11 protein-coding genes are annotated in these 14,731 nt (G+C 43.1%); all 11 read right to left on the bottom strand.

Going from position 1 to position 14,731, the window contains the following annotated elements; translation table 11 throughout:
* Positions 1-2 precede the first annotated feature (2 nt).
* Positions 3-827 (bottom strand): 50S ribosomal protein L2, encoded by an 825-nt coding sequence (gene rplB / locus H8S84_RS08770; protein ID WP_187066948.1) that lies wholly within the window; start codon positions 825-827, stop codon positions 3-5.
* Between the two features lie 10 nt (positions 828-837).
* Complete coding sequence (gene rplW / locus H8S84_RS08765; RefSeq protein WP_187066947.1) at positions 838-1,125, bottom strand: 50S ribosomal protein L23; 288 nt, start codon at positions 1,123-1,125, stop codon at positions 838-840.
* A gap of 2 nt (positions 1,126-1,127) precedes the next feature.
* A complete protein-coding gene (gene rplD, locus H8S84_RS08760) occupies positions 1,128-1,754 on the bottom strand; it encodes a 50S ribosomal protein L4 (RefSeq protein WP_187066946.1) in 627 nt (208 codons plus the stop codon).
* Between the two features lies 1 nt (position 1,755).
* Positions 1,756-2,373 carry a 50S ribosomal protein L3 gene (gene rplC / locus H8S84_RS08755; protein WP_187066945.1) on the bottom strand — a complete coding sequence of 206 codons (618 nt, stop codon included), beginning with the start codon at positions 2,371-2,373 and terminating at the stop codon, positions 1,756-1,758.
* A 175-nt stretch (positions 2,374-2,548) separates the two neighbouring features.
* The gene (gene rpsJ / locus H8S84_RS08750) at positions 2,549-2,854 is read right to left on the bottom strand and encodes a 30S ribosomal protein S10 (RefSeq protein WP_007654312.1); all 306 of its coding nucleotides are present in this window, start codon (positions 2,852-2,854) and stop codon (positions 2,549-2,551) included.
* Positions 2,855-2,865: 11 nt separating this feature from the next.
* A complete protein-coding gene (gene fusA, locus H8S84_RS08745; protein WP_187066944.1) occupies positions 2,866-4,968 on the bottom strand; it encodes an elongation factor G in 2,103 nt (700 codons plus the stop codon).
* A gap of 2 nt (positions 4,969-4,970) precedes the next feature.
* Entirely contained in the window at positions 4,971-5,438 is a 468-nt protein-coding gene (gene rpsG / locus H8S84_RS08740; RefSeq protein ID WP_187066943.1) for a 30S ribosomal protein S7, read from the bottom strand.
* Positions 5,439-5,457: 19 nt separating this feature from the next.
* A complete protein-coding gene (rpsL, locus tag H8S84_RS08735; protein ID WP_187066942.1) occupies positions 5,458-5,874 on the bottom strand; it encodes a 30S ribosomal protein S12 in 417 nt (138 codons plus the stop codon).
* Between the two features lie 105 nt (positions 5,875-5,979).
* Entirely contained in the window at positions 5,980-6,297 is a 318-nt protein-coding gene (locus tag H8S84_RS08730; RefSeq protein WP_187066941.1) for a DUF3467 domain-containing protein, read from the bottom strand.
* A gap of 5 nt (positions 6,298-6,302) precedes the next feature.
* Positions 6,303-10,619 (bottom strand): DNA-directed RNA polymerase subunit beta', encoded by a 4,317-nt coding sequence (gene rpoC, locus H8S84_RS08725; protein WP_187066940.1) that lies wholly within the window; start codon positions 10,617-10,619, stop codon positions 6,303-6,305.
* A gap of 103 nt (positions 10,620-10,722) precedes the next feature.
* Positions 10,723-14,595: a DNA-directed RNA polymerase subunit beta gene (gene rpoB / locus H8S84_RS08720; RefSeq protein ID WP_187066939.1), complete on the bottom strand. Its 3,873-nt coding sequence runs from the start codon at positions 14,593-14,595 to the stop codon at positions 10,723-10,725.
* Positions 14,596-14,731: the final 136 nt, after the last annotated feature.

The raw sequence follows: 14,731 nt of genomic DNA, 5'->3' as shown, positions 1-14,731 counted from the left end.
TATTATTTCTTTCCTCTATTAACTATAAGTTTTTCAGAATACTTATTCTTGTTTCTCGTCTTAAGACCTTTAGCATATAAGCCTTTACGTGAACGTGGGTGACCGCCTGAAGACTTACCTTCACCACCACCCATAGGGTGATCGACAGGGTTCATCGCAACACCACGTACTCTTGGACGCTTACCTAACCATCTGTTACGTCCAGCCTTACCAAGCTTTACGTTCATGTGGTCAGAGTTAGAAACAGTTCCTACAGTTGCATAGCAGTTAGCTAATACCATTCTTAGCTCACCAGAAGGCAACTTGATAGTTGCATATCTTCCTTCACGAGCCACTAACTGAGCATAAGATCCAGCACTACGTGCAAGTGTTGCACCATTACCTGGCTGTAGTTCAATGTTGTGAATGATAGTACCTAGAGGAATTTCAGATAAAGGTAAGCAGTTGCCTACTTCAGGAGCGTTACCTGGACCAGATACGATTACAGTACCTACTTGTAGCCCAGCTGGAGCAATGATATAGCTCTTCTCGCCATCTGCATAGTACACTAGTGCAATACGCGCTGTTCTGTTCGGATCATACTCGATCGTCTTAACAGTAGCAGGCACGCCATGCTTTGTACGCTTAAAATCGATAACTCTGTACTTCTTCTTATGACCGCCGCCAATGTAGCGCATTGTCATTTTACCAGAGTTGTTGCGTCCACCAGATTTTTTAATAGGTGCCAACAAAGATTTTTCAGGAGTAGACGTCGTAATCTCGTCGAATGCTGGCGCTACTCTAAATCTTTGACCTGGTGTTGTTGGTCTTAACTTTTTTAAAGCCATTTCTACTTAATTATATACCGCTATAAAAGTCTATAACTTCACCTTCTTTCACGGTGATGATTGCTTTTTTGATCAAAGACGTACGACCTGATACAGCACCTGACTTAGTATATTTTGTTTTTACTTTACCAAGTGATCTCATTGTAGCAACATTCGCTACAGTAACACCATACATCTTTTCTACTGCCTTCTTGATTTCTACTTTGTTGGCTTTTTTATCAACCTCAAAAGCATATTTACCAACCTCATTCATGGCAGCGTACTTCTCAGTGATTAGTGGTCTTTTTAGAACGTTCATGATTATGCGCTATAGAGGTTTTCCAATACATTAACAGACTCTTCTACTAAAATCAACCTGTCAGTATTAAGCAGGTCGTAAGTATTTACATCAGCAGCAGTTGCAACTTTCAACTTAGGAATGTTTCTGCTTGACAATACTACATTCTGATTAACTGAAGGAGTTACAACTAATGTTTTACCAGTTGTCTTCAGGTTGTTTAGTAAAGAGATCATCTCTTTTGTTTTAGGAGCCTCAAAATTGAAAGACTCTACTAAAGCAACTTTGTTATCTTTTGCTAACAATGAAAGAGCAGACAGACGAGCTACTTCTTTCAGCTTCTTGTTTAGCTTAAAGCTGTAGTTTCTTGGCTTAGGACCAAATACACGGCCACCACCGATGAACACAGGAGATTTCAAGCTACCAGCACGAGCACCGCCTGTACCTTTTTGCTTTTTAATCTTCTTAGTTGAACCTGCTACTTCGTTACGCTCTTTTGACTTGTGCGTACCCTGTCTCTGATTAGCCAGGTACTGCTTTACGTCAAGATACATTGCATGCTCATTTGGCTCAAGACCAAATATAGCATCAGAAAGGTTTACCTTTCTGCCTGTATCTTCACCTTTGATATTTAATACAGAAAGCTCCATTTTACTTCTCAATTAACACATAAGAATTTTTGGCACCAGGTACTGAGCCACTAACTACTAGCAGGTTTTTATCTGCAATAACGCGAACAACAGTAAGGTTTTGAATCTTTACTCTGTTACCTCCCATTCTACCTGCCATGCGCATACCTTTGAATACTCTTGATGGCCAAGAGCAAGCACCGATTGAACCAGGGTGTCTGGCTCTGTTGTGCTGACCGTGAGTCTGCCCACCTACACCGGCGAAGTTGTGACGCTTTACTACACCTTGGAAGCCTTTACCTTTAGATGTACCTACTACGTCAACGAATTCACCCTCTACGAACAAGGTCGCATCAACTGTGTCACCAAGATTATAAGATGTGCCTTCCACATCAAACTCAGCAACTTTTTTCTTTGCAGAAGTTTTAGCGTTTTTGTAATGTCCAGCTTCCGCTTTCGTTACTCTTTTTAGCTTCTTCTCGCCATAGCCAAGCTGTACAGCTTCATAGCCATCAGTCTCTACCGTCTTCACCTGAGTAACTACACATGGACCAGCTTGTATAAGCGTAACTGGCGTGTATTTACCATCTGATGTGAAGAGGCTTGTCATTCCGATTTTTTTACCGATAATTCCAGGCATTCAACTTTTATTTAAGATGGATACAATAATATTAGCCCTCATTTTTGCTAAGGGAGTGCAAAGTTAATAATTTTTCGGCTTCTTTAACAAACCTTTTCTAAATTATTTATTATCAGCTGATAAAATAAAAAGGAGAGCCTTTCGACTCTCCTTTTTATTTTATCAGCTGAGGTTATCAAACCTTGATCTCAACATCTACTCCACTTGGAAGTTCTAGCTTCATTAAAGCATCTACAGTTTTAGAGCTAGTAGAATAGATATCTACTAATCTTTTGTAAGTGCAAAGCTGGAACTGCTCACGTGATTTCTTGTTCACGTGTGGTGAGCGTAGTACAGTGAATTTATCCTTCTCTGTTGGAAGAGGAATTGGACCGCTTACGATAGCACCTGTTGCTTTAACAGCTTTCACAATCTTCTCAGATGACTTGTCAACTAAGTTGTGATCGTAAGACTTAAGCTTTATTCTAATTTTCTGATTCATTTCTTTACTAATTATTTAGCTGCTGTTCCTTTTACTTTAGCAACGATGCCGTCTGCTAGGTTTTGCGGTACTTGCTCATAGTGAGAGAAAGTAAGCGATGCAGTTGCTCTACCAGAAGTGATAGTACGTAAATCAGTTACGTAACCGAACAGTTCTGAAAGTGGAACGTCTGCTTTAACTACAGTAGCTGTTCCTTTAGTATCCATACCCTTCATGATACCTCTTCTTCTGTTCAAGTCACCCGTTACTGGACCTGTGTACTCGTCTGGAGTAACAACATCAACTGCCATGATTGGCTCAAGAAGCTTCGGCGCGCACTGCTTGCCAGCCTCTTTGAAACCTTGACGTGCAGCTAGTTCGAATGAAAGTGAATCAGAGTCTACATCGTGGAATGACCCATGGAACAGACGCACTTTCATTGAGTCAATTGGGAAACCTGCAAGTATACCATTCTTCATTGCTTCTTCGAAACCTTTCTGAATAGCTGGTATAAATTCTTTTGGAATAACACCACCAACAATTGCATTCTCGAACTCTAGTCCCTGCTTGCCATCTTCACGTGGGCCCATTGTAAACACAATGTCTGCAAACTTACCACGACCACCTGACTGCTTCTTGAATACTTCTCTGTGCTCAACTGTTTTAGTGATGGTCTCTTTGTAAGCAACCTGAGGAGCACCCTGGTTAAGCTCAACTTTGAACTCACGCTTCATTCTGTCGATGATGATCTCCAGGTGAAGCTCACCCATACCACGAAGAATAGTCTGACCAGTTTCCTCATCAGTATTTACCTGAAGTGTTGGATCCTCTTCAATAAGCTTGGCAATAGCCATACCCATTTTATCAGAGTCAGCCTGTGACTTCGGTTCGATCGCGTAGCCAATTACTGGTTCAGGGAACTCCATTGATTCAAGAACGATTTTCGCGTTCTGATCGCATAGCGTATCACCTGTCTTGATATCTTTAAAGCCTACTACCGCACCAATGTCACCTGCACCTAATCTTTCGATCTGGTTCTGCTTGTTAGCGTGCATCTGGAAAATACGAGAGATACGCTCTTTATTATTTGATCTTGTGTTGAATACATAAGAACCAGACTCCAGTACACCTGAATAAGCTCTTACGAAGCAAAGACGTCCTACATAAGGGTCAGTTGCAATTTTGAATGCAAGACCTGCGAAAGGCTCTGTTTCACTTGGCTTACGTGCAATCTCTGCACCTGTGTCTGGGTTTGTTCCTTTGATGCTTTCTTTGTCCAATGGAGAAGGGCAAAGGGCCATCACGTAGTCAAGCATAGTCTGAACACCTTTGTTCTTGAATGAAGAACCGCAAAGCATTGGAACAATTGCCATGTCTATCGTTGCAGCACGTAGAGCAGCAAGAATTTCATCTTCAGTAATTGAAGTAGGATCTTCGAAGTATTTCTCCATTAAAGACTCATCATACTCAGCTACTGCTTCTAGAAGTTTCTCTCTGTACTCCTCAGCTTCTTCCATCATATCGTCTGGAATCGGAACTTCTGTAAAGGTCATACCTTTATCTTCTTCATTCCAGATAATGCCACGGAAGTTTACTAGGTCAACAACACCTTTGAAGTTATCTTCAGCGCCAATTGGTAACTGTAAAGCTACAGCGTTGCTGCCCAGCATTTCTTTCACCTGCTTACATACAGCAAGGAAATCAGCACCAGAACGGTCCATTTTGTTAACGAAACCAATACGAGCAACTTTATAATTATCTGCAAGTCTCCAGTTAGTTTCTGACTGAGGCTCAACACCGTCAACAGCACTAAACAAGAATACTAGACCATCCAGTACACGTAATGAACGGTTTACTTCTACAGTAAAGTCAACGTGACCAGGCGTATCAATAATGTTGATATGATACTCATTGCCTCTGTACGGCCAGCTTACTGTTGTTGCAGCAGATGTGATGGTAATACCACGCTCCTGCTCTTGCTCCATCCAGTCCATAGTGGCAGCACCTTCGTGTACTTCACCAATTTTATGTGACTTTCCGGCATAGTAAAGAATACGTTCTGTTGTAGTGGTTTTACCAGCATCAATGTGCGCAGCAATACCAATGTTTCTGGTATATCTTAAGTCTCTAGCCATTATTAAAATCTAAAATGTGAGAATGCTTTGTTTGCTTCTGCCATTCTGTGCGTGTCGTCTTTTTTCTTAACGGCAGCACCTTCACCTTTAGCAGCTGCAATAATTTCACCTGCTAATCTATCCTTCATTGTTTTCTCACCTCTCTTGCGAGCGTATGATATCATCCACTTGATACCAAGAGATACTCTGCGGTCCGGACGAACCTCAGTCGGCACTTGGAAAGTAGCACCACCTACCCTACGGCTTTTAACTTCTACGCTAGGCATGATGTTGTTCAATGCCTTCTTCCAAGTTTCAAGACCGTTTTCTTTTGTTCTTTGCTCTACTAGTTCTACAGCATCGTAGAAGATACCGTAAGCAACACTTTTCTTACCGTCAACCATCATGTAGTTAACGAAACGTGTTACTAACGTCTCTTTATACTTTGGGTCAGGGAGGAGGATTCTACTTTTAGGCTTTGCTTTTCTCATTGTATTTAAACTCTATGAATTACTTTTTCTTTCCACCTTTACCTGCAGCAGCTGGAGCCTGACCTGGTTTTGGTCTCTTAGCACCATACTTAGAACGTGACTGAAGACGTCCGTTTACACCTGCAGTATCCAGAGCGCCACGTACGATGTGGTAACGTACACCTGGAAGGTCTTTTACTCTACCGCCTCTGATAAGCACAATTGAGTGCTCCTGAAGGTTGTGACCTTCACCAGGGATATAGGCGTTTACTTCTTTGCCGTTTGTAAGTCTTACCCTAGCTACTTTACGCATAGCTGAGTTTGGCTTCTTAGGCGTAGTAGTATATACTCTTGTACATACTCCACGGCGTTGTGGGCATGAATCTAGGGCTGGAGACTTCGACTTCGAAGTTAGTTTCTCTCTTCCCTTTCTTACTAATTGCTGTATAGTAGGCATTTATAATTTGTTAATTATAGATTTTTTCCACTCTAAAATTTGGTCTGCAAAGGTAGGAAAATCACTTTGCAAATTCAAAATTTTAATTCATTAATTCTTAGCACCTTATGCCTCCCCTACTGTTCCTCCGAAGTTCATAGGGAAAGATGGTGCCTCCTGCGATTGCTTTATATCGCCAAAACTCGCCTCAAATTTATTGATATTATCCGCCAGAGCAGCCAAAAGTCTTTTGGCATGCTCTGGGGTAATAACTATTCTTGATTTAACTTTTGCTTTAGGCAATCCTGGCATCAATCTTATAAAGTCAATCACAAACTCACTACTTGAATGAGCTATCATAGCAAGATTTGCATACTCTCCTTCCGCAATTTCTTCCGTTAGCTCAATGTTAATTTGGTTTTGCTTTTGCAGATCTTCAGCCATTATACTTATCTGTTTTGTAACTCCTGTTGTTTAGTTCTTGAAGATGTTCTTTTAGACTCTACAAGTGACTCGTACTCCTCTTTGTTACCTACGATCAGGTTCTGGTATTCTCTTAAACCTGTACCTGCAGGAATCAGGTGTCCTACGATTACGTTCTCTTTCAAGCCTAGTAGCTCATCCGCTTTACCTTTGATAGCAGCCTCGCTTAGTACCTTAGTTGTTTCCTGGAACGACGCAGCTGAGATAAAGCTTTGTGTACCAAGTGACGCCTGCGTAATACCTTGCAATGTTGGCCTTGAAACCGCTGGTTGTGCATCACGAACAGTAACTAGTTTCAGGTCACGACGCTTCAAGCTTGAGTTCTCGTCACGCAGCCTTCTTGCTGTTACAATTTGTCCTGGCTTCAGGCTTGTAGAGTCTCCAGCTTCTTCAACAACTTTCATGTCGATGATTCTGTCGTTCTCTTCCATGAAGTTCACTTTGTCAACCACTTGGTGCTCAAGGAAGCTTGTATCACCTGCGTCAACTACAACCACTTTCTGCATCATCTGGCGAACAACAACTTCAATGTGCTTGTCGTTGATCTTCACACCCTGCAGACGGTATACTTCCTGAATCTCATTTACCAGGTACTCTTGTACTGCACCAGGTCCCTGAATATTCAGAATATCTGTAGGAGTGATAGCACCATCTGATAACGGCATACCTGCACGAACAAAGTCATTATCCTGAACAAGAATGTGCTTAGAAAGAGGTACCATGTACTTCTTCTTCACGCCGTCTTTAGACTCTATGAAGATTTCACGGTTACCGCGTTTCACGCTACCATATGTTACTACACCATCAATCTCAGACACAACCGCTGGGTTAGAAGGGTTACGCGCCTCGAATAACTCTGTAACACGTGGTAGACCACCTGTAATGTCACGAGTCTTACCGATAGCACGCGGGATCTTAGCCAGGATCTGACCAGCTTTGATTTTCTCCCCGTTCTCTACTGTCAGGTGTGCACCTACTGGTATGTTATAGCCTTTAGACTCACCACTCTTCGGATTCACTATGATTGCCGGGTTCTGTGTCTTATCTTTTGTATCGATAATTACTTTCTCACGGTAACCTGTCTGCTCATCCGACTCTTCGCGGTAAGTTATACCTTCAATGATCGACTCGTAAGATATCTCACCGTCAAATTCTGAAAGGATAACAGCGTTATATGGATCCCAGTGGCAAAGTTTCTCTCCTTTTTCTACTATTTGGCCTTCGTTCACACTGATGAATGAACCATATGGCACGTGGTTAGAGATAAACAGTTTACCTGTATTAGGATCAACTACTTTCACCTCACCAGAACGTCCCATTACTACTTTTACCGGCTCACCTTCATTGTTCACCGTATCGATAGTACGAACATCCTCGAACTCAATCTTACCGCCAAACTTAGCAAGTATAGTAGCTTCTACAGCGATGTTAGAAGCAGTACCACCCACGTGGAATGTACGTAGTGTCAGCTGAGTACCAGGCTCACCAATTGACTGTGCAGCGATTACACCAACGGCCTCACCTTTCTGCACCATAAATCCGGTAGCAAGGTTACGTCCGTAGCACTTCGCGCAGATTCCTCTCTTAGACTCACAAGTAAGTACCGAGCGAATCTCTACAGCTTCGATGGCTGTGTTCTCAATAGCACGAGCTACTTCTTCCGTTACCTCTAAACCAGATTCTACAATCAGCTCATTTGTAATTGGATCATATACATCGTGAACTGTTACACGACCTAGGATACGCTCTGATAAAGACTCTACGATATCTTCGTTGTCTTTAAGTGCGCTTACTTCCAAACCACGTAATGTACCGCAATCTTCCTCATTCACAATTACGTCCTGCGAAACGTCTACCAAACGACGAGTTAGATAACCCGCATCCGCAGTTTTAAGAGCTGTATCGGCAAGACCTTTACGAGCACCGTGAGTAGAGATAAAGTACTCGATTACATCTAGACCTTCTTTAAAGTTAGAAAGGATTGGGTTCTCGATAATCTCACCAACTGAACCTTGCAATGATTTCTGAGGCTTAGCCATCAGACCACGCATACCACCCAGCTGACGGATCTGCTCCCTAGAACCACGGGCTCCTGAGTGCATCATCATGAAGATCGAGTTGAAGCCCTGATCATCATTCTCCAGACGGCGCATCAACGTTTCAGTAATCTGGTTGTTGATACGCGTCCAGATATCAATTACCTGATTGTAACGCTCGTTATCTGTGATCAGACCCATAGAGTAGTTTTGCCATACAGCATCTACTTCTTTCTTGGCCTGCTCTACAAGTATATCTTTCTCAGCAGGAATGTTGATATCACCTAGACCCATTGACAGACCACCTTTGTAAGCTGACTGGAATCCTAGCGTTTTGATATCATCCAAGAAGTGAGCCGTACGAGCCATACCTGTCTCTTTGAACACTCTTGATATAATCTGCTGAAGTTTTTTCTTTGTTAGAAGCTCGTCTACGAAACCAACTTCTTCTGGTACGAACTGGTTGAACAGAACTCGGCCGGCTACTGTTTCGATGAGCTTTAGCTCCAGTTCACCTTTTTCGTTCTTAACCTTTGTTCTTACCTTAATGTAGGCTTGCTTAGAAAGACGGCCTTCGTTAATGGCGATGATTACTTCCTCCGCAGAGTAGAAGCTCATGCCTTCACCGGCGATCTTCTCATTTTCTGTGCTACGCTTTCCTTTAGATACATAGTATAAACCAAGTACCATGTCCTGAGAAGGTACCGCAATTGGAGCACCGTTAGCAGGGTTCAGGATGTTGTGCGAAGCAAGCATTAGCATAGAGGCTTCCAGTACAGCAGCAGGTCCTAGTGGAACGTGCACCGCCATCTGGTCACCGTCAAAGTCGGCGTTGAATGCCGTACACACCAATGGGTGCAGCTGAATCGCTTTACCTTCGATCAGTTTAGGCTGGAATGCCTGAATACCTAATCTGTGTAGTGTAGGGGCACGGTTAAGGAGTACCGGATGGCCTTTCAGCACGTTCTCCAGGATGTCCCATACTACAGGGTCCTTACGATCTACTATTTTCTTAGCTGACTTTACAGTCTTAACTATACCTCTTTCGATCAGCTTACGGATGATGAACGGCTTGAAAAGCTCAGCTGCCATGTTCTTAGGCAGACCGCATTCATGCAGCTTCAGTTCAGGACCAACCACAATTACTGAACGTCCAGAATAGTCAACACGCTTACCAAGCAAGTTCTGACGGAAACGTCCCTGCTTACCTTTCAGCATGTCAGAAAGTGACTTCAGCGCGCGGTTACCTTCTGCACGAACAGCGTTCACTTTACGTGAGTTGTCGAACAGAGAGTCTACCGCTTCCTGTAGCATACGCTTCTCGTTACGAAGAATTACCTCAGGAGCTTTGATCTCGATCAGACGCTTCAGACGGTTGTTACGTATAATAACACGTCTGTAAAGGTCGTTCAAGTCAGAAGTCGCAAAACGGCCACCATCCAATGGAACTAGCGGACGAAGCTCTGGCGGAATAACAGGTACCATGCGGATGATCATCCACTCTGGTCTGTTTTCAATTCTTGTTGCAGCATCACGGAATGCCTCAACCACACGAAGACGCTTTAACGCCTCAGCCTTACGCTGCTGCGAGGTCTCGTGAGCGGCTGCGTGACGAAGCTCGTATGACAAGTCATCTAGATTCGTACGCTCCAACAGCATTTGCAATGCCTCAGCGCCCATTTTCGCAATGAACTTGTTTGGATCATTGTTATCCAACATCTGGTTCTCGCGTGGGAGCTTGTCAATCATATCCAGGTACTCATCTTCTGTCAGGAAGTCCAATGTATTTACATTGTCTTCCGCAAGTATACCTGGCTGAATAACTACATATCTTTCGTAATAGATGATCTGGTCAAGCTTCTTAGTTGGTAAGCCTAACAGATATCCGATTTTGTTTGGAAGAGACTTAAAGTACCAGATGTGTGCTACTGGAACTACAAGCTCAATATGGCCCATACGCTCACGACGCACCTTCTTCTCAGTAACCTCTACACCGCAACGGTCGCAGATGATACCTTTATATCTGATTCTTTTATACTTTCCACAGTGGCATTCCCAGTCCTTTACAGGTCCGAATATTCTTTCGCAGAATAGACCACCCATTTCAGGCTTATAGGTTCTATAGTTGATTGTCTCAGGCTTTGTTACTTCTCCGTTGGAACGCTCCAGAATCGACTCTGGTGAAGCCAAGCTTATCGTTACTTTTGAGAAGTCCTGAGTTAGCTTTTTATTTTTTGCAAATGCCATATTATTATAATAATGTCGATACAATGAATATGCCTTACAGCTACATCTTATAAAGTGCACTAAGCGCCTCGGCTTCTGCCTTAGCGCTTAGTGTTATACTTTACTATTCTAATGTGATCTCCAGGGCCAGACCTCTTAACTCGTGAATCAATACGTTGAATGATTCAGGGATATTTGGTTTCGGCAAGACATCACCTTTAACAATGGCCTCATATGCTTTCGCACGGCCAATAACGTCATCAGATTTAACTGTAAGTATTTCCTGCAGTACGTTTGATGCACCGAATGCTTCAAGCGCCCACACCTCCATCTCACCGAATCGCTGACCACCAAATTGTGCTTTACCACCTAGTGGCTGCTGCGTAATCAGTGAGTAAGGACCGATAGAACGTGCGTGCATCTTATCATCAACCAAGTGACCCAGTTTCAGCATGTATATCACACCAACTGTTACCGGCTGATCAAAGCGATCACCGCTTAAGCCGTCAAACAAGTATGAACGACCAAACTTCGGCAATCCTGCTTCAGCTAACTCGGCTGATACTTGATCCTCAGTAGCACCGTCGAAAATTGGAGTAGCATATGTTCTACCTAATTTAAGACCAGCCCATCCAAGTACCGTTTCATATATCTGACCGATGTTCATTCGAGAAGGTACACCAAGTGGGTTAAGCACGATATCCATCGGAGTTCCGTCCTCTAGGAATGGCATGTCCTCTTCACGAACGATTCTTGCAACCACACCTTTGTTACCGTGACGGCCCGCCATCTTGTCACCCACTTTCAGCTTACGCTTCTTCGCAATGTACACTTTAGCTAACTGTACAATACCTGCTGGTAACTCGTCACCTACCTCTAGTGTGAAACGCTCACGCTTGAAGTGTGCTGAAACGATGTTTCTGCGCTTGTTATAGTTCTTAACAAGCTCAACCAGCATGCCGTTTGCTTTATCGTCTGTTGTCCAGTTCTCCAGTATCAGATCTTTGAACATGTTCACCTCTTCCGGAACCGCATAGTTACTTTCGTCCTTATATGGGTTCTTCTCCGGGAACAATGCCTCAATTACGTTCTTTCTTGAGAATTTAACTCCTTTAGATAGTATTTCATCACCGAACTTGTGTCTGATACCTTGTGAAGTTTTGCCTTCCAGCAAAGCAACCAGTTTATCCACCATCACATTTTTGATAGCTGTCAACTCCTTGCCATACTTCACTTTTAACTCTTCAACCTCTTTCTTAGACTTAGCACGAAGGTTTTTGTCTTTCTTAGGTCTGGAGAATAGTTTCGTATCAATCACAACACCGTTTAGTGATGGCGGCGCCTTAAGCGAAGCATCCTTCACATCACCTGCTTTATCACCGAAGATCGCACGAAGTAGTTTCTCCTCTGGCGTTGGATCCGTCTCACCTTTTGGTGTGATTTTACCAATCAGGATATCTCCTTCTTTAACTTCAGCACCTAAACGGATGATACCGTTTTCATCAAGGTTACGAACTGCTTCTTCACTTACGTTCGGGATCTCAGAAGTAAGTTCTTCCTCACCACGCTTCGTCTCACGAACTTCCAGCTCGAATTCTTCGATGTGGATGGAAGTAAATACGTCATCGCGTACTACCTTCTCAGAGATTACGATAGCATCCTCGAAGTTGTAACCTTGCCATGGCATGAACGCTACTTGTAGGTTCCTTCCTAGTGCAAGTTCTCCGTTGTTTGTAGCATAACCTTCGCACAGCGGCTGACCTTTCGTTACACGCTGACCTGTTCGCACAATCGGAGTCAGGTTGATGCATGTATCCTGGTTAGTTCTTCTAAATTTAATCAGATCGTAAGTAACATATTCCGCATCAAATGATACTAGCTTCTCATCATCAGACAGGTCATACTTCACAACAATTTTAGTAGCATCAACAAAGTCAATCACACCTTCGCCTTCAGCGATTACAAGTGCTCTTGAGTCTATTGCAGCTCTACCTTCCAGACCAGTACCAACAATTGGAGCCTGAGGCTTCAGAAGCGGAACAGCCTGGCGTTGCATGTTCGAACCCATCAGGGCACGGTTAGCATCATCATGCTCCAGGAACGGAATAAGAGACGCCGCAACCGATACAATCTGGTTCGGAGCAATATCCATATATGTATAAGTAGATGGTTCTTCCACAGGGAAATCACCTTCGAATCTACCTTTTACTCTTTCATTTATGAAGTTACCTTGCTCATCGATCAAGGCATTAGCCTGTGCGATGTGGTGCGTATCTTCTTCCTCAGCTGTCAGATATTCTACTGATCCGTCAACTTGTACTTTACCTTCAATCACCTTGCGATAAGGAGTTTCAATAAAGCCCATATGGTTAACACGTGCGTGAACGCACAGGGAAGAGATAAGACCAATGTTTGGTCCTTCAGGAGTTTCAATTGTACACAGACGACCGTAGTGTGTGTAGTGAACGTCACGTACCTCGAAACCAGCACGCTCTCTTGATAGACCACCTGGTCCTAAGGCAGACACACGACGTTTGTGTGTTACTTCTGCCAGAGGGTTAGTCTGGTCCATGAACTGAGAAAGCTGGTTTGTTCCGAAGAACGAGTTGATCACAGAAGACAATGTACGCGCGTTGATCAAATCAACTGGTTTGAAGTCTTCGTTATCACGCACGTTCATACGCTCTTTGATGGTACGGGCCATACGTGCCAGACCAACACCGAACTGCGCATACAGCTGCTCACCAACTGTTCTAACACGGCGGTTGCTCAAGTGGTCAATATCATCCACTACAGCTTTAGAGTTAATCAAACCAATAAGGTATTTCACAATCAGGACAATGTCCTCGTTTGTTAATACTTTAGCTTCCCAGTTTGTATCTAACCCTAGCTTTTTGTTAATACGATAGCGACCAACTTCACCTAAGTCATAGCGCTTATCTGAGAAGAATAACTTCTGGATAATATCACGCGCTGTTTCTACGTCAGGTGCTTCAGTATTTCTAAGTTGACGATATATCTGCTCTACTGCCTCTTGCTCTGAGTTAGAGTTGTCTTTTTGAAGCGTGTTGTAGATTATAGCATAGTCTGCTATGTTTACATTCTCTCGGTGCAGAATGATAGATTGCACACCTGAGTCAAGTATAACATCAATATCTTCTGGTGTTATTTCAGAATCCCTCTCTAAAATAACCTCATTTCTATCAATAGATACTACTTCACCTGTATCCTCATCTACGAAGTCTTCTGTCCATGTTCTTAGAACACGTGCAGCAAGTCTTCTTCCGATAGAGTTCTTCAGGGTTGATTTATCCGCTGGTACTTCTTCAGACAGGCCGAACAAGTCCAGAATATCTTTATCTGTGCCATAACCTATAGCACGTAGCAATGTCGTAACTGGGAATTTCTTCTTACGGTCGATATAAGCATACATTACGTTGTTCACGTCTGTAGCAAATTCAACCCAAGATCCTTTAAAAGGAATAATTCTGGCAGAATATAATTTAGTACCGTTTGTGTGCTTGCTCTGCGCAAAGAACACACCTGGTGATCTGTGCAGCTGAGACACGATTACACGCTCGGCACCATTGATGACAAAAGAACCTTTCTCTGTCATGTATGGGATATTTCCCAAGAAAACTTCCTGCTCAATTGTCTCAAAGTCCTCGTTATCCTCATCATTACAGATCAGGCGAAGTTTAGCTTTAAGAGGAACTGAATAAGTAAGACCTCTATCGATGCTTTCATCAACAGAATACTTCGGAGGATCGATATGATAATCGATGAACTCCAGCACGAAATTCTCTCTGGAATCTGAGATAGGAAAGTTCTCGGCAAACACCTTGAACAAGCCTTCCTGAGCTCTATTTTCAGCCGGAGTTTCCAGCTGAAAAAAGTCTTGGAATGACTGAACCTGAACATCCAGGAAGTCAGGATAGTCAATTACCTGCTTAATAGAGGCAAAATTGATTCGATCTGTCGTTTTATTCTTAGCCAAAGCCTTGAAGTTTTACGTTTACAATCAGTTACAGGCACACAGAGTCCAAAACAGCTGTGAGCCAAAAAGGATTCAAATTTTGAATCCGTATACAAACAGGAAAAGACCTGACGAATTTGCCAGGTCTACCTGTTTT

Origin of the sequence: Pontibacter cellulosilyticus (genome assembly GCF_014306105.1) — a bacterium.
GTDB classification, from domain to species: Bacteria; Bacteroidota; Bacteroidia; order Cytophagales; family Hymenobacteraceae; genus Pontibacter; species Pontibacter cellulosilyticus.
Note: the sequence above shows the minus strand (reverse complement) of the source record. Positions and strands in the feature narration are given on the sequence as shown.